Source organism: Enterobacter sp. UCD-UG_FMILLET, from assembly GCF_000762975.1.
GTDB lineage: Bacteria > Pseudomonadota > Gammaproteobacteria > Enterobacterales > Enterobacteriaceae > Enterobacter > Enterobacter dykesii.
The window spans coordinates 29,213-48,028 of the sequence record NZ_JRJC01000028.1; the positions used below are offsets into that span (position 1 = coordinate 29,213).

The following is an 18,816-nucleotide window of genomic DNA, read 5'->3' on the forward strand; positions in this document are numbered from 1 at the left end:
CCAAGCGGGAATAGCTCAGTTGGTAGAGCACGACCTTGCCAAGGTCGGGGTCGCGAGTTCGAGTCTCGTTTCCCGCTCCAAATTCTTCTTAATCTCTAAAATATCCACAGCGAAAAGCATCGTTGGGGACGTTTTCTATTGTCTCTGAAATACTCTTGTGAACAGAGTTATCCACAGAAACTGCGCTTAACCGAAACAGGGTTAAAGCTTAGCAGGGTGAATAATATCTTTATAACGCTCTGTATTTATTGAATAAATTTTCATTTCAAAATGTTATTGAGATCACTTGACCTCTTCTCCAGACCAGATGGCGCTTGAGTTTGTAATTTTATTCACAGGCTGTGAATAGTTCAGGCATCCCGCGGAAGCCCTTTTTCAACCACCCTCACCAGACGCTGTTTCTTCGGTAGCTGCACCTCGATCGCGCAGGCATTACGCTTCTCTATTTGCTGCGCAATCGCCCATTCTATATGTTCATCAAGAAGTGGGTGCTCACCTCTACGGCTTTCAAGCGCCCGGATATTCGCTTCATCCCACGGGGCATTGCCCAGCGCGACGGCGACATTACGCAGCCAACGCAGATGACCGATACGGCGAATGGCCGAACCTTCCGTCACTTTCAGGAACCAGGCTTCAGTCCAGGCAAATAAATCAATGAGCTGCGGCGCATGCAGCGCCTTACGCGGGCTGAAGTCATCTTCCTCCGTGAGCTGCGAATAGCGGTTCCACGGGCAGATCAGCTGGCAGTCGTCGCAGCCGTAGATGCGGTTGCCGATAAGCGGTCGAAATTCCTCTGGAATGGCGCCTTCCAGTTCGATAGTGAGGTAGGAGATGCAGCGGCGCGCATCCACGGTGTAAGGCTCGACGATGGCACCCGTCGGGCAGATGGTCATGCAGGCCACGCAGCGTCCGCAGCCTTCCTCTACCGGGCCGTCTACCGGCAGCGGTAAATCAATCAGCAGTTCACCCAGAAAGAAGAACGATCCGGCGTCGCGGCTAAGGATAAGTGAGTGCTTACCTGTCCAGCCAAGCCCGGCTTTTTCGGCGATCGGGCGCTCAAGAATAGGCGCAGAATCGACAAAGGGTCTAAAATTCAGCGAAACACAGTGCTGCTGAATAGTTTCCCCGAGTTTTTTTAAACGGTTACGCAAGAGCTTATGGTAATCACGTCCCAGGGCGTACCGGCTGACGTAACCCAAAGAGGGATTTTTTAGCGTGCGCGCAAAGGCCGCGTTGGCGGGCAGATAGTTCATGCGCACGCTGATGACGCGTAATGTGCCCGGCAAAAGCTCGTGAGGACGGGCGCGCATCATGCCATGACGCGCCATCCATTCCATTTCGCCGTGGTATTGTTTATCCAGCCAGGCCTGCAGTTTCGGCTCGCTGGCGGAAAGGTCGGTATCGGTAATGCCCACCTTCTGGAAGCCAAGCTCAGCACCCCACTGTTTTATTTTTTGCGCTAATTCATAGAGATCGAGGGGCTGTGACATGACGGACCATACGGTGAATAAAAACCCCGCAAGTATACCACACTCCATCTGGCATGCGGATGACCTCCGGCGCGCCGAAAAAGAGGCCGCAGACAGCCTCGGGATTACCCTTTATGAACTGATGCTGCGCGCAGGTGAGGCGGCGTTTAACGTTGCCCGCAGCGCGTACCCTCAGGCCGCCCACTGGCTGGTTCTGTGCGGTCACGGCAATAACGGCGGCGACGGCTACGTCGTCGCCCGTCTTGCGGTTGCGGCAGGTATCCGCGTGACGTTGCTGGCCCTGGAGAGTGATAAACCGCTGCCGGAAGAGGCCAGCGCGGCGCGGGAGGCGTGGCTTAACGCAGGCGGTGTGATTCATGCGCCTGATATCGTCTGGCCGGAAGAGGTGGATCTGATTGTTGATGGTCTGCTGGCTACCGGGCTACGCAGTGCGCCTCGTGAGAACATTGCCGCGCTGATTGAACACGCTAACAGACATTCCGCGCCGGTAGTCGCCCTGGATATTCCCTCAGGCCTAATCGCACAAACCGGCGCGACGCCGGGGGCGGTCATTCAGGCTGCACATACGGTGACCTTCATCGCCCTCAAGCCGGGGCTACTGACCGGTAAAGCGCGGGATGTGGTCGGCATGTTGCACCACCATGCACTGGGGCTGGAGAGCTGGCTGGCCGGGCAGGAAACGCACCTCGCGCGTTTTGATGCGTCGCAGCTTGCGGCGTGGCTCCCGCCGCGCCGGCCGACGTCCCATAAGGGCGATCACGGCAGGCTGGTGATTATTGGCGGCGATCATGGTACAGCAGGTGCGATTCGCATGACCGGCGAAGCGGCTCTGCGCTGCGGTGCCGGATTAGTGCGAGTACTCACTCGCATCGAGAATATTGCGCCGATCGTTACAGCCCGACCGGAGCTGATGGTGCACGAGCTAACGCCCCAGGCGCTTGAAGAGAGCCTTGAATGGGCGGATGTGGTGGTGATTGGCCCGGGTCTTGGGCAGCAGGTATGGGGTAAACAGGCCCTGCAAAAGGTCGAGAATTTTCGTAAACCGATGCTGTGGGATGCCGACGCGCTTAACCTTCTGGCAATAAACCCGGATAAGCGTCACAATCGCATTCTGACGCCACACCCCGGCGAAGCCGCGCGCCTGCTTAACTGCAGCGTGGCAGAAATTGAAAGCGATCGCTTACTTTCTGCTCAGCGTCTGGTAAAACGTTACGGAGGTGTTGCTGTTTTGAAAGGGGCAGGAACCGTTATCGCCAGTGACGAGACGCAGGGCATTATTGATGCCGGAAATGCGGGTATGGCGAGCGGCGGCATGGGCGATGTGCTTTCCGGCATCATTGGCGCATTGCTTGGACAGAAACTTCCCCTTTATGATGCAGCCTGCGCGGGCTGCGTTGCCCACGGTGTCGCGGCGGATAAACTGGCCGCGCGTTACGGTACACGCGGCATGCTGGCCACCGATCTTTTTTGCACGCTGCGGCGTGTTGTTAACCCGGATGTGATTGACGTAGAAAATGACTAATCGAGCGATTCCTTTACCTGATGAACAAGCCACTTTAGAACTCGGCAAGCGCGTGGCGCAGGCCTGTCAGGGGGCAACCGTCATTTATCTGTATGGTGATTTAGGTGCGGGTAAAACCACCTTCAGCCGGGGTTTTTTGCAGGCGTTAGGGCATAACGGGAATGTGAAAAGCCCAACCTACACGCTGGTTGAACCGTACACCCTTGAAAATCTCATGGTGTACCACTTCGATTTATACCGCCTTGCGGATCCTGAGGAGCTGGAATTTATGGGGATCCGTGATTATTTTGCCAACGACGCCATTTGCCTGGTGGAGTGGCCGCAACAAGGTGCGGGTGTGCTGCCTGACCCGGATGTCGAAATTCACTTAGATTACCAGGCACAAGGGCGTGAGGCACGCATCAGTGCTGTTTCCTCATCAGGCAGTTCCTTACTGGCGCGACTGGCCGGTTAAGCGTAGGGATGACGGGATGATAAATCGCGTTAAAGGTTGGTTGTTGGCTGCCACCGTGCTGCTGTGCGCGCAGGCCGGGGCGGCAAACCTCTCAGATATTCAGGTATCAAACGGCGAAAGCCAGGCCCGGATCACGTTCAGCTTTATGGGCGATCCTGAATATGCGTTTTCACAGCCAGACAGCCACAGCGTGGCGCTGGATATCAAACAAACAGGCGTGATCCAGGGGCTGCCGCTGCGGTTCAGCGGTAACAATCTGGTGAAAAGTATCCGTTCGGGAACGCCGCAGGATAGCCAGTCGTTACGTCTGGTGGTCGATTTGACTGAAAAGGGCAAAACGAAGGCGGTGAAGCAGCAAAACGGAGCGAACTATACGGTGGTGTTTACCATCAATGCCGACGCGCCGCCTCCGCCTCCACCGCCGCCGGTCGTAGCGAAGCGCGTGGAAGAACCGGTATATACGCCGCGTCCTTCTGAACCAGCGCGTAATCCGTTTAAATCGCAGAACGATCGCATTACTGCGGCAACCAGCAGCAATACGGTGACACGTCCGGCAGCCAGCGCGCGACGCGCGACGGTCAGCGGTGACAAAGTGATTATCGCCATTGATGCGGGCCACGGTGGGGAAGATCCCGGGGCGATTGGTCCTGGCGGCACGCGAGAGAAAAACGTGACTATCGCTATCGCGCGTAAGCTGCGTTCGCTACTCAATGACGACCCGATGTTTAAAGGCGTGTTGACCCGCGACGGGGATTACTTTATCTCCGTAATGGGGCGCTCGGACGTGGCGCGTAAGCAAAACGCGAACTTCCTGGTCTCCATTCATGCAGACGCCGCACCGAATCGTAGCGCCACCGGCGCCTCGGTTTGGGTGCTGTCGAACCGTCGCGCCAACAGCGAAATGGCCAACTGGCTGGAAGAGCACGAGAAGCAGTCTGAACTGTTAGGCGGCGCGGGCGACGTGCTGGCGAACAGCCAGTCCGATCCGTACCTCAGCCAGGCGGTGCTGGATTTACAGTTCGGTCATTCTCAGCGCGTCGGGTATGATGTCGCCACTAACGTATTGAACCAGCTGCAAAGCGTTGGCGTGCTGCATAAGCGTCGTCCGGAACATGCCAGCCTCGGCGTTCTGCGCTCGCCAGATATCCCGTCCATCCTTGTGGAGACGGGCTTCATCAGCAACAACGGTGAAGAGCGTCTGTTGGGAAGCGATAGCTATCAGCAGCAAATTGCCGAAGCGATTTATAAGGGTTTACGCAACTATTTTGAGGCGCATCCTCTGCAGTCTGCGCCGCAGAGCGGCTCAGCACAGACGGCCAGCGCAGCGCTGCCGGGTGAGATGACCGCGACCAACTAAGGAGCATTCATGCCGATTCAGGTTCTACCGCCGCAGCTCGCGAACCAAATCGCCGCCGGTGAGGTGGTGGAACGCCCTGCGTCGGTGGTGAAGGAGCTGGTGGAAAACAGCCTTGATGCGGGCGCCACCCGCATCGATATTGATATCGAACGCGGTGGTGCGAAGCTTATCCGTATTCGCGACAACGGCTGTGGCATTAAAAAAGAGGAGCTGGCGCTGGCGCTGGCTCGTCACGCCACCAGTAAAATCGCCTCTCTGGACGATCTGGAAGCGATTATTAGCCTCGGTTTTCGCGGCGAAGCGCTGGCCAGTATCAGCTCCGTTTCGCGCTTAACGCTGACCTCTCGTACCGCTGAACAGCAGGAAGCCTGGCAGGCTTACGCCGAAGGGCGCGATATGGATGTGACGGTCAAACCCGCGGCGCACCCTGTCGGTACGACGCTGGAAGTCCTGGATCTATTCTACAACACCCCCGCGCGACGCAAGTTTATGCGTACCGAGAAGACCGAGTTCGGCCATATCGATGAGATTATCCGCCGTATTGCGCTGGCCCGTTTCGATGTCACCATTAATCTCAGCCATAACGGTAAGGTGATGCGCCAGTACCGCGCGGTGGCGGAAGGCGGACAGAAAGAGCGTCGTTTGGGGGCGATCTGCGGGACGCCGTTCCTGGAACAGGCTCTGGCCATTGAGTGGCAGCACGGCGATCTCGCTTTACGCGGCTGGGTTGCCGATCCAAACGCGAGCAGTGCTGCGTTCTCTGAAATTCAGTATTGCTACGTGAACGGGCGCATGATGCGCGATCGTCTCATCAATCACGCGATTCGCCAGGCCTGCGAAGACAAACTCGGGGCCGATCAGCAGCCAGCTTTCGTCCTTTATCTGGAGATCGACCCCCATCAGGTGGATGTGAACGTTCATCCTGCCAAACATGAGGTGCGGTTCCACCAGTCGCGTCTGGTTCACGACTTTATTTATCAGGGCGTGGTCACTGTGTTGCAGCAGCAGGCAGCGCCAACGCTGCCGCTGGAAAACGACGCCCCTGCACCGCGTCCGCTGCCGGAAAACCGTGTGGCGGCGGGCCGCAACCATTTTGCTGAGCCTGCCGTCGCGCGTGAACCGGAAGCTCCGCGTTTCTCCCAGGCCGGGAGCGCACCGCGTCCAACGGGCGCGAACTACCCGAACGCCCAGCCGGGCTATCAGAAGCAGCAGGGCGCGTTGTACCGCAAGCTGCTGGAAACGCCAGCCGTGGAGCGTAAAGAGCAGATTCCGCCCGCTCAGCCTTCTCTGGACGGGCATAGCCAAAGTTTTGGCCGGGTGCTGACGATTATCGCGCCCGATATGGCACTGCTTGAACGTGACGGCAAACTGATGCTTCTGGCCCTGCCGGTCGCCGAACGCTGGCTCAAGCAGGTGCAACTCACGCCAGGCGAAAATGCAGCCTGCGCGCAGCCGCTCTTAATTCCGGTTCGCCTGAAAATATCCTCTGAAGAAACGAGGGTATTACAGCGCGCAGAGCCGCAGCTGGCGCAAATGGGTATTGAAACTGTGCTCGAACCACAACATGTGACAATTCGTGCAGTGCCTTTACCCTTACGCCAACAAAATTTACAAAACTTGATTCCTGAACTGATAGGCTACCTGGCGCAGCAAACATCGTTTGATGCCGCCAACACCGCGCAGTGGATCGCCCGCCATCTGGCAAGCGAACACGCGCCGTGGAGTATGGCGCAGGCCATTAGCGTGCTGGCGGAGGTGGAACGCCTCTGTCCGCATCTGGTGAAAACGCCGCCGGGTGGGTTATTACAACCTGTTGATTTACAAACGGCGATGAACGCCCTGAAACATGATTGACGCAAGTAAGGCGAGCCTGCCTAAGGCAATTTTTTTAATGGGCCCAACGGCCTCCGGCAAAACGGCGCTAGCCATTGAGTTGCGTAAAGTTTTGCCTGTAGAGTTGATTAGCGTCGACTCCGCCCTCATCTACCGGGGGATGGACATCGGCACGGCGAAGCCTGACGCAGAAGAGTTGCGTGCGGCACCGCACCGTTTGCTGGATATTCTCGACCCGGCTCAGGCGTACTCCGCAGCGGATTTCCGCCGGGATGCCTTAGCCGAGATGGCCGAGATAACGGCGGCGGGACGTATACCGCTGTTGGTTGGCGGAACCATGCTCTATTTCAAGGCGTTGCTGGAGGGGTTGTCACCTCTGCCATCCGCGGATCCGGAAGTAAGAGCGAAAATTGAGCAGCAGGCGGCAGAGCAGGGTTGGGACGTTTTGCATCAGCAACTGGCGGAGATTGACCCGGTTGCTGCAGCACGGATCCATCCAAATGATCCGCAAAGGCTTTCCCGGGCACTGGAAGTTTTTTTCATTTCGGGTAAAACTTTAACGGAACTGACGCAAACGTCAGGAGACGCTCTGCCGTATCAGGTGCATCAGTTCGCCATCGCCCCGGCGAGCCGTGAACTGCTCCATCAGCGAATTGAGCAGCGTTTTCATCAGATGTTAGCTTCAGATTTTGAAGCAGAAGTGCGGGCGCTATTTGCCCGTGGAGATTTGCATACGGACATGCCTTCCATTCGTTGTGTGGGATACCGCCAGATGTGGTCGTATCTTGAAGGTGAGATTTCATACGATGAAATGGTTTATAGAGGTGTTTGCGCCACGAGACAGTTAGCGAAGCGCCAGATCACCTGGTTGCGCGGTTGGGAGGGTGTTCACTGGTTAGACAGTGAAAAACCGCAACAGGCGTTAAACGAAGTGATTGAGGTTGTTGGTGATATCGCTCACTGAATGTGTACAATTGAGACGTATCGTGCGCAATTTTTCAGAATCGCAAGGTTCTAAGTACAAAACAAGCATATAAGGAAAAGATAGAATGGCTAAGGGGCAATCTTTACAAGATCCGTTCCTGAACGCATTGCGTCGGGAACGTGTTCCAGTTTCTATTTATTTGGTGAATGGTATTAAGCTGCAAGGTCAGATTGAGTCTTTCGATCAGTTTGTGATTCTGTTGAAAAACACGGTCAGTCAGATGGTCTACAAGCACGCTATTTCTACTGTTGTTCCGTCCCGTCCGGTATCTCATCACAGCAATAACGCTGGCGGCGGCACAGGTAGTAACTACCATCATGGCAGCAACGCGCAGGGTTCTTCAACGCCGGCGCAGGACAGCGACGAGACCGAATAAGGTTTCGCACTGTTATCCACACGGGGAGCCAGGGATCCTGCGTTCCCCGCTGATCTTTTTAGAGAGGTTTACGCTTGTTTGACCGTTATGATGCCGGTGAGCAGGCGGTGCTGGTACACATCTATTTTTCGCAAGACAAAGATATGGAAGACCTCCAGGAGTTTGAATCTCTGGTCTCTTCCGCCGGTGTCGAAGCAATGCAGGTGATTACCGGTAGCCGTAAAGCGCCGCACCCAAAGTATTTTGTTGGTGAAGGTAAAGCAGTCGAAATTGCGGATGCCGTAAAAGCAACCGGCGCGTCAGTCGTGTTATTTGATCATGCGCTGTCTCCAGCCCAGGAGCGCAACCTGGAAGCCCTTTGCGAATGCCGTGTTATCGATCGCACGGGTTTGATTTTAGATATTTTTGCTCAGCGCGCACGTACCCACGAAGGGAAACTGCAGGTTGAGCTGGCGCAGCTGCGCCATCTGGCAACGCGTCTGGTGCGTGGCTGGACACACCTTGAAAGACAAAAAGGCGGGATTGGTTTGCGCGGCCCGGGTGAAACCCAGCTCGAAACCGACCGTCGTTTGCTGCGTGGCCGAATTACCCAGATCCTTTCACGTCTGGAACGTGTAGAGAAACAGCGCGAACAGGGGCGTCGGGCGCGAACCAAAGCCGATATCCCGACGGTGTCGCTGGTGGGCTATACCAACGCCGGTAAATCCACCCTGTTTAACCAGATAACCGAGGCCCAGGTGTATGCCGCAGACCAGCTGTTTGCGACCCTGGACCCTACGCTGCGCCGTATTGACGTTGCAGACGTCGGTGAAACGGTGCTGGCGGATACCGTAGGGTTTATCCGCCACCTGCCGCATGACCTGGTGGCGGCGTTTAAAGCCACCCTGCAGGAGACGCGACAGGCGACTCTGCTGCTGCACGTGATTGATGCGGCAGACGTGCGCGTGCAGGAGAACATCGACGCGGTGAACGTGGTGCTCGAAGAGATCGATGCCCACGAGATCCCCACGCTGTTGGTCATGAATAAGATCGATATGCTGGACGATTTCGAACCGCGTATCGACAGAGATGAAGAAAACAAACCGATTCGGGTCTGGCTTTCTGCCCAGACCGGTATTGGTGTGCCACTGCTTTTCCAGGCTTTGACAGAACGTCTTTCCGGTGAGGTAGCTCAGCACACGCTGCGACTGCCGCCACAGGAAGGCAGGCTGCGCAGCCGGTTTTATCAGCTTCAGGCGATAGAAAAAGAGTGGATGGAGGATGACGGCAGCGTGGGGATGCAGGTGCGTATGCCGATCGTTGACTGGCGTCGCCTCTGTAAACAAGAACCTGCGCTGGTCGACTATATCGTCTGATCAGAAAGGGGATGCCTGAATAATTCGCCCTTGCATAACAAATATGGAGCATATACATGGCGTGGAATCAGCCCGGTAATAACGGACAAGACCGCGACCCGTGGGGAAGCAGCAAACCTGGCGGCAACTCTGAGGGAAATGGCAATAAAGGTGGTCGCGAGCAGGGGCCGCCGGATCTGGATGATATCTTCCGCAAACTGAGCAAGAAGCTTGGTGGCCTTGGCGGAGGAAAAGGTTCTGGCTCGGGTGGCAATTCCACTCAGAGCTCGCGCCCGCCAATGGGTGGCCGCGTAGTGGGCATCGTGGCCGCTGCGGTAGTCATCATCTGGGCAGCCAGCGGGTTCTACACCATTAAAGAAGCAGAACGCGGCGTAGTCACCCGTTTCGGTAAGTTCAGCCATCTGGTTGAGCCGGGTCTGAACTGGAAGCCGACCTTCATTGATGACGTGACCGCGGTTAACGTGGAATCTGTCCGTGAACTGGCCGCCTCTGGCGTGATGCTGACCTCTGACGAAAACGTGGTGCGCGTTGAGATGAACGTGCAGTATCGCGTGACCGATCCTGAGCGTTATCTGTTTAGCGTGACCAGCGCCGATGACAGCCTGCGTCAGGCGACCGATAGCGCCCTGCGCGGTGTGATCGGTAAATACACCATGGACCGTATTCTGACCGAAGGTCGTACCGTTATTCGTAGCGATACCCAGCGCGAGCTGGAAGAGACCATTCGTCCGTACAACATGGGTATTACCCTGCTGGACGTCAACTTCCAGGCTGCGCGTCCGCCGGAAGAGGTGAAAGCCGCATTTGACGATGCGATTGCTGCCCGTGAAAACGAACAGCAGTACATCCGTGAAGCAGAAGCGTACACCAACGAAGTTCAGCCACGCGCTAACGGTCAGGCGCAGCGTATTCTGGAAGAAGCGCGCGCGTATAAGACCCAGACCATCCTGGAAGCACAGGGTGAAGTGGCTCGCTTCGCGAAGATCCTGCCGGAATATAAAGCGGCACCGGAAATTACCCGTGAGCGTCTCTATATCGAGACCATGGAAAAAGTGCTGAGCCACACCCGTAAAGTGTTGGTTAACGACAATAAAGGCGGAAACCTGATGGTTCTGCCGCTGGATCAGATGCTGAAAGGCGGTTCTGCACCAGCAGCGAAAGGCGACACCAGCGGCGCGAACAACTTGCTGCGTCTGCCGCCAGCCTCGACGGGCAGCGCCAGCACGAACACAACGCCTTCTTCGAACGATGGTGACATTATGGACCAACGCCGTGCTAACGCGCAGCGTAACGACTACCAGCGTCAGGGGGAATAAGGATGCGTAAGTCAGTTATTGCGATCATCGTCATCGTACTGGTCGCGCTTTATACCTCGATCTTTGTGGTGAAAGAAGGCGAGCGTGGGATCAAGTTCCAGTTCAGCAGCGTCGTGCGTGATGGCGACAAACGCCCGGTGATTTACGAACCGGGTCTGCACTTCAAGGTGCCTTTCATTCAGTCCGTGAAAACGCTTGATGCGCGTATCCAGACCATGGATAACCAGGCCGACCGTTTCGTGACCAAAGAGAAGAAAGACCTGATCGTTGATTCCTACATCAAATGGCGCATCAGCGATTTCAGCCGTTACTTCCTGGCAACGGGCGGCGGCGACGTTTCTCAGGCCGAAGTGCTGCTGAAACGTAAGTTCTCTGACCGCCTGCGTTCCGAGATTGGTCGTCTTGATGTGAAAGACATCGTGACCGACTCCCGTGGTCGTCTGACCCTGGAAGTACGCGATGCGCTGAACTCCGGTACAGCGGGCACGGAAGATGAAGTTTCAACGCCAGCAGCAGATGATGCGATTGCCAAAGCGGCTGAACGCGTTCAGGCGGAGACCAACGGTAAAGTGCCGGTGATCAACCCGAACAGTATGGCTGCGCTGGGTATCGAAGTCGTTGACGTGCGTATTAAGCAGATCAACCTGCCGGTGGAAGTGTCCGAGGCGATTTACAACCGTATGCGCGCCGAGCGTGAAGCGGTAGCCCGTCGTCACCGTTCACAGGGCCAGGAAGAGGCTGAGAAGCTGCGTGCCGCAGCGGACTATGAAGTCACCAAGACGCTGGCGGAATCTGAGCGCCAGGGCCGTATCCTGCGCGGTGAAGGCGATGCCGAAGCGGCGAAGCTGTTCGCGGATGCCTTCAGCCAGGATCCTGACTTCTACGCCTTTATCCGTAGCCTGCGCGCTTACGAGAATAGCTTCCAGAGCAACCAGGATGTGATGGTGCTCAGCCCGGACAGCGATTTCTTCCGTTATATGAAGACGCCGACTAACGCAACGCGATAAACTCAGGCCCGTTTGAGTATTCAAACCACCGCTCCAAACGGAGCGGTGGTTTTCTTTTATAAGGAATAAAAATGAATTCAACGATCTGGCTCGCACTGGCTCTGGTCCTGGTGCTGGAAGGTCTTGGACCGATGCTTTATCCGCGCGCCTGGCGTCGAATGATCGCCACGATGAGCCAGCTGCCGGATAATATTTTGCGTCGTTTTGGCGGCGGTCTTGTGGTTGCGGGCATCGTGATCTACTACATGTTGAGGAAAACGATTGGCTGATCAAAAAGTAGGCGCAATCGGCGTATTTTGAGGTCAAAAAGTGCTGTATATCTGAAAAAGCGATGGTAGAATCCATTTTTAAGCAAACGGTGATTTTGAAAAAAATGGGTAACAACGTCGTCGTACTGGGCACCCAATGGGGTGACGAAGGTAAAGGGAAGATTGTTGATCTTCTGACTGAACGGGCTAAATATGTTGTACGCTACCAGGGCGGTCACAACGCAGGCCATACTCTCGTAATCAACGGTGAAAAAACCGTCCTCCATCTTATTCCATCAGGCATTCTTCGTGATAACGTCACCAGCATCATCGGTAACGGCGTTGTGCTGTCTCCTGCTGCGCTGATGAAAGAGATGAAAGGTCTGGAAGACCGTGGTATCCCTGTTCGTGAGCGTCTGCTGCTCTCTGAAGCCTGCCCGCTGATCCTGGATTATCACGTGGCGCTGGACGTCGCGCGTGAGAAAGCGCGTGGCGCGAAAGCGATCGGCACCACCGGTCGTGGTATCGGCCCGGCTTACGAAGATAAAGTTGCACGTCGCGGTCTGCGCGTGGGCGACCTCTTCGACAAAGCAACCTTCGCTGAAAAACTGAAAGAAGTGATGGAATATCACAACTTCCAGCTGGTGAACTTCTACAAAGCTGACGCCGTTGACTACCAGAAAGTGCTGGATGACGTCATGGCAATCGCTGACATTCTGACCGGTATGGTTGTTGATGTGTCCGATCTGCTGGACCAGGCGCGCAAGCGTGGCGATTTCGTCATGTTCGAAGGTGCGCAGGGTACGCTGCTGGACATCGACCACGGTACCTATCCGTACGTAACGTCCTCTAACACCACTGCAGGTGGCGTGGCGACCGGCTCTGGCCTGGGTCCACGTTATGTGGATTACGTGCTGGGCATCATCAAAGCGTACTCCACTCGCGTGGGTGCGGGTCCATTCCCGACCGAACTGTTTGATGAAACCGGCGAGTTCCTGTGCAAGCAGGGTAACGAGTTTGGCGCGACCACCGGTCGTCGTCGTCGTACCGGCTGGCTGGATGCGGTTGCAGTGCGTCGTGCAGTGCAGATCAACTCCCTGTCTGGCTTCTGCCTGACCAAGCTGGACGTACTGGACGGCCTGAAAGAAGTGAAAATCTGCGTAGGCTACCGTATGCCAGATGGCCGCGAAGTGACCACCACTCCGCTGGCTGCTGACGACTGGGAAGGCATTGAGCCAATCTACGAAACCATGCCGGGCTGGTCTGAGACCACTTTCGGTGTGAAAGAGCGTAGCGGCCTGCCGCAGGCGGCGCTGGATTACATCAAGCGCATTGAAGAACTGACCGAAGTGCCGATCGATATTATTTCTACCGGCCCGGATCGTACTGAAACGATGATCCTGCGCGACCCGTTCGACGCATAATCTTCGTGACTGCTGGCCTGCGGGGAGACCCGCAGGCCGGATAAGCGTAGCGCCATCCGGCGACCGCTCCTGGATCTCCGCTTTTTCGCCCCGTCTGTCAAATAAATTAGCCGCTCACTATCTGGCTGGTTTATCATCATTAATGAATATCTCTGCGGTTTAACCGCGTTTTCCCTTTTTCCTGAGGTTGATGTGCAGTTAACAAGTTTCACCGATTACGGCTTACGTGCGCTGATTTACATGGCGTCGTTACCCGAGGGGAAGATGACCAGTATCTCTGAAGTGACAGAGGTCTACGGCGTATCCCGTAATCATATGGTCAAAATAATCAATCAACTTAGTCGTGCCGGATACGTTGCTGCCGTCCGAGGGAAGAATGGTGGGATCCGTCTCGGTAAACCGGCACAGAGTATTCGTGTTGGCGATGTGGTACGTGAACTGGAGCCGCTGTCTCTGGTGAACTGCAGCAGCGAGTTCTGCCACATCACGCCCGCTTGCCGCCTGAAAAAGGCGCTTTCAAAGGCCGTGCAAAGTTTTCTCATGGAACTGGATAACTACACGCTGGCCGATTTGGTTGAAGAGAATCAACCGCTTTATAAATTATTGCTGGTGGAATGAAGAAAATTTCCACCGGAGCTGACAACGGAGGAACCGACATGTCACATGATCCTTTCCAGGAACGCGAAGCCGAAAAATACGCGAATCCTATTCCCAGCCGCGAGTTCATCATTGAACACTTAACAAAACGCGAAAAACCCGCCAATCGTGAAGAACTTGCCGTTGAATTAAACATTGAAGGTGAAGAGCAAATTGAAGCCCTTCGCCGTCGCCTGCGCGCGATGGAGCGTGACGGGCAGCTGGTCTTTACCCGCCGCCAGTGCTACGCGCTGCCAGAACGCCTCGATCTGCTGAAAGGGACCGTCATTGGTCACCGCGATGGCTTCGGCTTCCTGCGCGTGGAAGGCCGTAAGGACGATCTGTATCTCTCATCTGAACAGATGAAAATGTGCATTCACGGCGACCAGATCCTGGCCCAGCCGCTGGGCGCTGACCGTAAAGGTCGCCGCGAAGCGCGCGTGGTACGCGTTCTGGTGCCAAAAACCAGCCAGATCGTCGGCCGCTACTTTACCGACGCGGGCGTGGGCTTCGTGGTGCCGGACGACAGCCGTCTGAGCTTCGACATTCTGATCCCACCTGAAGAGGTGATGGGCGCCCGCATGGGCTTTGTGGTGGTGGTGGAACTCACCCAGCGCCCAACCCGTCGCACTAAAGCGGTAGGTAAAATCGTCGAAGTACTTGGCGACAACATGGGCACTACCATGGCCGTTGATATGGCGCTGCGTACCCATGAAATTCCGTACATCTGGCCGAAAGCGGTTGAAGAGCAGATCGAAAGCCTGCGCGAAGAAGTGCCGGAAGAGTCCAAAGTGGGCCGCGTGGATCTGCGCTCCCTGCCGCTGGTCACTATTGATGGCGAAGACGCCCGCGACTTTGATGACGCCGTCTATTGCGAGAAAAAACGCGGCGGCGGCTGGCGCCTGTGGGTCGCTATTGCAGACGTAAGCTACTATGTTCGTCCGCACACCCCGCTGGATAACGAAGCCCGCAGCCGCGGTACGTCGGTCTACTTCCCGTCCCAGGTCGTGCCGATGCTGCCGGAAGTGCTGTCTAACGGCCTGTGCTCCCTGAACCCGCAGGTTGACCGCCTCTGTATGGTTTGCGAGATGACCATCTCCACCAAAGGGCGCTTAACCGGCTACAAGTTCTACGAAGCGGTGATGAGCTCGCACGCGCGTCTAACCTATACCAAGGTCTGGCATATGCTGCAGGGCGACCAGGATCTGCGCGAACAATACGCGCCGCTGGTCAAACACATCGAAGAGCTGCATAACCTCTACAAAACGCTGGATCAGGCGCGCGAAGAGCGCGGCGGGATCTCGTTTGAGAGCGAAGAAGCGAAATTCATCTTCAACGCTGAACGCCGTATTGAGCGTATCGAGCAGACCCAGCGTAACGATGCGCACAAGCTGATCGAAGAGTGTATGATTCTGGCGAACATCTCGGCGGCACGATTCGTAGAGAAAGCCAAAGAGCCTGCGCTGTTCCGTATTCACGATAAGCCGACCACGGAAGCCATTACGTCGTTCCGCTCCGTGCTGGCTGAACTGGGTCTGGAACTGCCCGGAGGCAACAAGCCAGAGCCACGCGATTACGCCGAGCTGCTTGAATCCATTAGCGACCGTCCTGACGCAGAAATGCTGCAGACGATGCTGCTGCGCTCCATGAAGCAGGCGATTTACGATCCGGAAAACCGCGGCCACTTCGGCCTGGCGCTGCAGTCTTACGCCCACTTTACGTCGCCGATCCGTCGTTATCCTGACCTCTCTCTGCACCGTGCGATCAAGTATCTGCTGGCGCAGGAGCAGGGCCATAAAGGGAACACCACAGAAACCGGTGGCTACCACTATTCGATGGAAGAGATGCTGCAGCTGGGTCAGCACTGCTCCATGGCCGAACGTCGTGCCGATGAAGCCACGCGTGACGTGGCGGACTGGCTGAAGTGTGACTTTATGCTCGATCAGGTCGGTAACGTCTTCAAAGGCGTGATTGCCAGCGTGACCGGCTTTGGTTTCTTCGTTCGTCTGGACGAGCTGTTCATCGACGGCCTGGTGCACGTCTCCAGCCTGGATAACGACTACTACCGCTTCGACCAGGTCGGCCAGCGCCTGATTGGCGAATCTGGCGGCCAGACCTACCGTCTGGGCGACCGTGTGGAAGTGAAGGTCGAAGCCGTGAATATGGACGATCGTAAAATCGACTTCAGCCTGATCTCCAGCGAGCGCGCCCCGCGTAACGTCGGTAAAACCGAGCGTGAAAGGGCGAAAAAAGCCGGTAACGGTAAACCGGGCGGCGGTAAACGTCGTCAGGCGGGCAAGAAGGTAAACTTCGAGCCAGACAGCGCGTTCCGCGGCGAGAAGAAACAGAAGCCGAAGGCGGCGAAGAAAGAAGCCCGTTCAGCGAAAAAACCGTCCGCGAAAACGCAGAAAATCGCTGCCGCCACCAAAGCGAAGCGCGCGGCCAAGAAAAAGCAGGCGGAGTAAATTCTCCCCTCACCCTGACCCTCCCCCCTGCGGGGGGAGGGGAAATACTTATTACGAGAACCATCAATGAGTGAAATGATTTACGGCATCCACGCGGTGCAGGCCCTTCTCGAGCGCGCACCGGAGCGTTTTCAGGAAGTGTTTATTCTGAAAGGGCGTGAAGATAAGCGTCTGATGCCGCTGATCCACGCGCTGGAAGCGCAGGGCGTGGTGATCCAGCTGGCGAACCGCCAGTTCCTGGATGAGAAAAGCGAAGGCGCGGTTCACCAGGGGATCATTGCCCGCGTGAAGCCGGGTCGTCAGTATCAGGAAAACGATCTGCCGGATCTGATTGCCGGGCTGGATAACCCGTTCTTCCTGATCCTCGACGGCGTTACCGATCCGCACAACCTCGGCGCGTGCCTGCGCAGTGCGGATGCGGCGGGCGTGCATGCGGTGATCGTGCCGAAAGATCGCTCCGCGCAGCTGAACGCGACGGCGAAGAAAGTGGCCTGCGGGGCGGCGGAAAACGTTCCGCTGATCCGCGTGACTAACTTGGCGCGCACTATGCGTCTGCTGCAGGAAGAGAACGTCTGGATCGTCGGTACCGCCGGTGAAGCGGATCATACTCTGTACCAGAGCAAAATGACCGGCCGTCTGGCGCTGGTGATGGGTGCGGAAGGCGAAGGCATGCGTCGTCTCACCCGCGAGCACTGCGACGAGCTGATCAGCATCCCGATGGCGGGCAGCGTGTCGTCCCTTAACGTTTCCGTTGCGACGGGCATCTGCCTGTTTGAAGCGGTGCGTCAGCGCGGAGAATAAACAGCAAGGCCGTCCACAGGACGGCCTTTTGTGTTTTCTCCCTCTCCCGTTGGGGGAGGGGCGGAGTGAGGGCACCAAACGGTGACAACCTCACTCTTCTAACGACCGCAAATGGTCGTCCTTCCTCAGCGTCATCAGCGCGAAAATACTTACTACCGCCGTTGCCATCACGTAGTACGCAGGAATATCCAGGTTGCCCGTCTGCTTAATCAGCCCGGTAATAATGAGCCCTGCGCATCCCGAGAAGATCGCGTTCGACAACGAGTAGGCCAGCCCCAGCCCGGTATAGCGCACGCGCGTCGGGAACATCTCAGAGAGCATCGCCGGGCCCGGCCCCGCCAGCATGCCCACCAGACCGCCCGCAATTAATACCACTATCGCTTTGACCGCCAGCGTACTCGACTCCGCCTGCAGGATTTTCAGCAGCGGCAGGGCGAGGATCAGCAGCAGCGCGGCGGCGATAATCATCACCGTGCGGCGCCCGATCCGGTCGCTCAGGATCCCCGACGGAATGATGGTCAGCGCAAAACCAATATTCGAAATCACCGCTATCAACAGCGCCTGGTTGAACCCGGTGTGCAGCGCCGACTGCAGATAGGTCGGCATAATCACCAGGTAGGTATACCCCGCCGCAGACCAGACCATCACGCGGCCAATCCCCATCACGATGGCCCGGAGCGTGGCGGCAGTATCCGCCTGAGCGACAGCCGGTTTGTCCTGCTGCTGCACAAAGCTGGGCGTCTCCTCCATGCTGACGCGAAGCCACAGCGCAACGACGCCCATAGGCAGCGCCAGGAAGAACGGAATACGCCAGCCCCACTCATGCAGGGCTTCAGGCGTGAGGAGGGCGGAGAGTAGCGCCACGATGCCTGCGCCCGCTAACAGCCCCAGCGCCACGGTAAAGGACTGCCACGCGCCATAGAGCCCACGCTTGCCGCGCGGGGCGAATTCCGTCATCAGCGAGACCGCACCGCCGTACTCGCCGCCCGCGAACAGCCCCTGCAGGATGCGCAGCAGCGTAATAATGAGCGGCGCGGCAATCCCGATGCAGGCATAGACCGGCACAACGCCGATGGCGGCGGTAGCGAGCGTCATCAATACCAGCACAATGATGAGCGTCGGCTTACGGCCAATCCGGTCGCCGATGCGGCCAAACACCACCGCGCCCAGCGGACGGAAGAAAAAGGCGATGGCGAATGAGGCGTAGGTGAGGATCAGGCTGGTAAGCCCCGCTTCCCCTTCAAGCTGGAAGAAGTTCTTCGCAATGACGGTCGCCAGAAAACCGTAGACCGCAAACTCATACCACTCGATAAAGTTACCAATGGAGCCTGCAATTAATGCTCGCTTGTGCGCATCCGGTTGCATAACGATCCTCACTGAAAAGGGTAAGAATAAATTATTCAACAAAAGCGAGGTCATGAAATAGTTTATTCTTATGTTCTGTGAGCTATTTCACGAATGATATCAGCGGGATCGTGAACGTGTGACTCCCCTCCCATGCAGCGCGAGCGCGGTCTGTCCATACTTATCGTCATTGCCACTGAAGG

The 18,816-nt window shown here is 56.6% G+C and carries 16 protein-coding genes and 1 tRNA gene; 15 read left to right on the forward strand and 2 right to left on the reverse strand.

From position 1 onward, the window contains the following. The first annotated feature begins 4 nt into the window (after window positions 1-4). Window positions 5-80, forward strand: a tRNA-Gly gene (locus LA04_RS13665). Between the two features lie 270 nt (window positions 81-350). Here LA04_RS13665 and queG read toward each other — a convergent pair. Beyond that, complete coding sequence (gene queG / locus LA04_RS13670) at window positions 351-1,490, reverse strand: tRNA epoxyqueuosine(34) reductase QueG (protein WP_047652013.1); 1,140 nt, start codon at window positions 1,488-1,490, stop codon at window positions 351-353. On the opposite strand from queG, the gene nnr reads away from it, so the two are divergent. The 14 genes from nnr (at window position 1,489) to rlmB (ending at window position 17,269) form a co-directional block, all read left to right on the forward strand. Next, entirely contained in the window at window positions 1,489-3,012 is a 1,524-nt protein-coding gene (gene nnr, locus LA04_RS13675) for a bifunctional ADP-dependent NAD(P)H-hydrate dehydratase/NAD(P)H-hydrate epimerase (protein ID WP_047652015.1), read from the forward strand. The genes queG and nnr overlap by 2 nt on opposite strands. After that, the gene (gene tsaE, locus LA04_RS13680; RefSeq protein WP_013095283.1) at window positions 3,005-3,466 is read left to right on the forward strand and encodes a tRNA (adenosine(37)-N6)-threonylcarbamoyltransferase complex ATPase subunit type 1 TsaE; all 462 of its coding nucleotides are present in this window, start codon (window positions 3,005-3,007) and stop codon (window positions 3,464-3,466) included. The genes nnr and tsaE overlap by 8 nt, the downstream gene beginning before the upstream one ends. Window positions 3,467-3,482: 16 nt before the next feature. Further along, entirely contained in the window at window positions 3,483-4,823 is a 1,341-nt protein-coding gene (gene amiB, locus LA04_RS13685) for an N-acetylmuramoyl-L-alanine amidase AmiB (RefSeq protein WP_047652016.1), read from the forward strand. Between the two features lie 9 nt (window positions 4,824-4,832). After that, a complete protein-coding gene (gene mutL / locus LA04_RS13690) occupies window positions 4,833-6,677 on the forward strand; it encodes a DNA mismatch repair endonuclease MutL (protein WP_047652018.1) in 1,845 nt (614 codons plus the stop codon). Then, a complete protein-coding gene (miaA, locus tag LA04_RS13695) occupies window positions 6,670-7,620 on the forward strand; it encodes a tRNA (adenosine(37)-N6)-dimethylallyltransferase MiaA (RefSeq protein WP_032662417.1) in 951 nt (316 codons plus the stop codon). The genes mutL and miaA overlap by 8 nt, the downstream gene beginning before the upstream one ends. A gap of 85 nt (window positions 7,621-7,705) precedes the next feature. Then, a complete protein-coding gene (hfq, locus tag LA04_RS13700) occupies window positions 7,706-8,017 on the forward strand; it encodes an RNA chaperone Hfq (protein WP_008502919.1) in 312 nt (103 codons plus the stop codon). A 74-nt stretch (window positions 8,018-8,091) separates the two neighbouring features. Then, window positions 8,092-9,372 (forward strand): ribosome rescue GTPase HflX, encoded by a 1,281-nt coding sequence (gene hflX / locus LA04_RS13705; RefSeq protein WP_023310136.1) that lies wholly within the window; start codon window positions 8,092-8,094, stop codon window positions 9,370-9,372. Window positions 9,373-9,428: 56 nt separating this feature from the next. Then, complete coding sequence (gene hflK, locus LA04_RS13710; protein WP_045402256.1) at window positions 9,429-10,688, forward strand: FtsH protease activity modulator HflK; 1,260 nt, start codon at window positions 9,429-9,431, stop codon at window positions 10,686-10,688. Between the two features lie 2 nt (window positions 10,689-10,690). Further along, complete coding sequence (hflC, locus tag LA04_RS13715) at window positions 10,691-11,695, forward strand: protease modulator HflC (protein WP_023334250.1); 1,005 nt, start codon at window positions 10,691-10,693, stop codon at window positions 11,693-11,695. A 71-nt stretch (window positions 11,696-11,766) separates the two neighbouring features. Beyond that, window positions 11,767-11,964, forward strand: coding sequence for a DUF2065 domain-containing protein (locus LA04_RS13720; protein WP_003855996.1), 198 nt, complete (start codon window positions 11,767-11,769; stop codon window positions 11,962-11,964). 104 nt (window positions 11,965-12,068) lie between these two features. Next, the gene (locus LA04_RS13725) at window positions 12,069-13,367 is read left to right on the forward strand and encodes an adenylosuccinate synthase (protein ID WP_024907332.1); all 1,299 of its coding nucleotides are present in this window, start codon (window positions 12,069-12,071) and stop codon (window positions 13,365-13,367) included. A gap of 192 nt (window positions 13,368-13,559) precedes the next feature. Then, the gene (gene nsrR / locus LA04_RS13730; protein WP_023334253.1) at window positions 13,560-13,985 is read left to right on the forward strand and encodes a nitric oxide-sensing transcriptional repressor NsrR; all 426 of its coding nucleotides are present in this window, start codon (window positions 13,560-13,562) and stop codon (window positions 13,983-13,985) included. A gap of 38 nt (window positions 13,986-14,023) precedes the next feature. Next, entirely contained in the window at window positions 14,024-16,468 is a 2,445-nt protein-coding gene (rnr, locus tag LA04_RS13735; protein WP_047652019.1) for a ribonuclease R, read from the forward strand. Window positions 16,469-16,534: 66 nt separating this feature from the next. Next, the gene (gene rlmB, locus LA04_RS13740) at window positions 16,535-17,269 is read left to right on the forward strand and encodes a 23S rRNA (guanosine(2251)-2'-O)-methyltransferase RlmB (RefSeq protein WP_047652020.1); all 735 of its coding nucleotides are present in this window, start codon (window positions 16,535-16,537) and stop codon (window positions 17,267-17,269) included. 90 nt (window positions 17,270-17,359) lie between these two features. Here the strand turns inward: rlmB and LA04_RS13745 are convergent, their stop codons facing one another. After that, window positions 17,360-18,634 (reverse strand): MFS transporter, encoded by a 1,275-nt coding sequence (locus LA04_RS13745; protein WP_047652022.1) that lies wholly within the window; start codon window positions 18,632-18,634, stop codon window positions 17,360-17,362. Between the last annotated feature and the right edge of the window lie 182 nt (window positions 18,635-18,816).

Coding starts and splice junctions, on each gene's coding strand:
- nnr (WP_047652015.1), top strand. CDS start 1,489: ATGACGGACCATACGGTGAATAAAAACCCCGCAAGTATACCACACTCC.
- queG (WP_047652013.1), bottom strand. CDS start 1,490: ATGTCACAGCCCCTCGATCTCTATGAATTAGCGCAAAAAATAAAACAG.
- tsaE (WP_013095283.1), top strand. CDS start 3,005: ATGACTAATCGAGCGATTCCTTTACCTGATGAACAAGCCACTTTAGAA.
- amiB (WP_047652016.1), top strand. CDS start 3,483: ATGATAAATCGCGTTAAAGGTTGGTTGTTGGCTGCCACCGTGCTGCTG.
- mutL (WP_047652018.1), top strand. CDS start 4,833: ATGCCGATTCAGGTTCTACCGCCGCAGCTCGCGAACCAAATCGCCGCC.
- miaA (WP_032662417.1), top strand. CDS start 6,670: ATGATTGACGCAAGTAAGGCGAGCCTGCCTAAGGCAATTTTTTTAATG.
- hfq (WP_008502919.1), top strand. CDS start 7,706: ATGGCTAAGGGGCAATCTTTACAAGATCCGTTCCTGAACGCATTGCGT.
- hflK (WP_045402256.1), top strand. CDS start 9,429: ATGGCGTGGAATCAGCCCGGTAATAACGGACAAGACCGCGACCCGTGG.
- hflC (WP_023334250.1), top strand. CDS start 10,691: ATGCGTAAGTCAGTTATTGCGATCATCGTCATCGTACTGGTCGCGCTT.
- LA04_RS13720 (WP_003855996.1), top strand. CDS start 11,767: ATGAATTCAACGATCTGGCTCGCACTGGCTCTGGTCCTGGTGCTGGAA.
- LA04_RS13725 (WP_024907332.1), top strand. CDS start 12,069: ATGGGTAACAACGTCGTCGTACTGGGCACCCAATGGGGTGACGAAGGT.
- rnr (WP_047652019.1), top strand. CDS start 14,024: ATGTCACATGATCCTTTCCAGGAACGCGAAGCCGAAAAATACGCGAAT.
- rlmB (WP_047652020.1), top strand. CDS start 16,535: ATGAGTGAAATGATTTACGGCATCCACGCGGTGCAGGCCCTTCTCGAG.
- LA04_RS13745 (WP_047652022.1), bottom strand. CDS start 18,634: ATGCAACCGGATGCGCACAAGCGAGCATTAATTGCAGGCTCCATTGGT.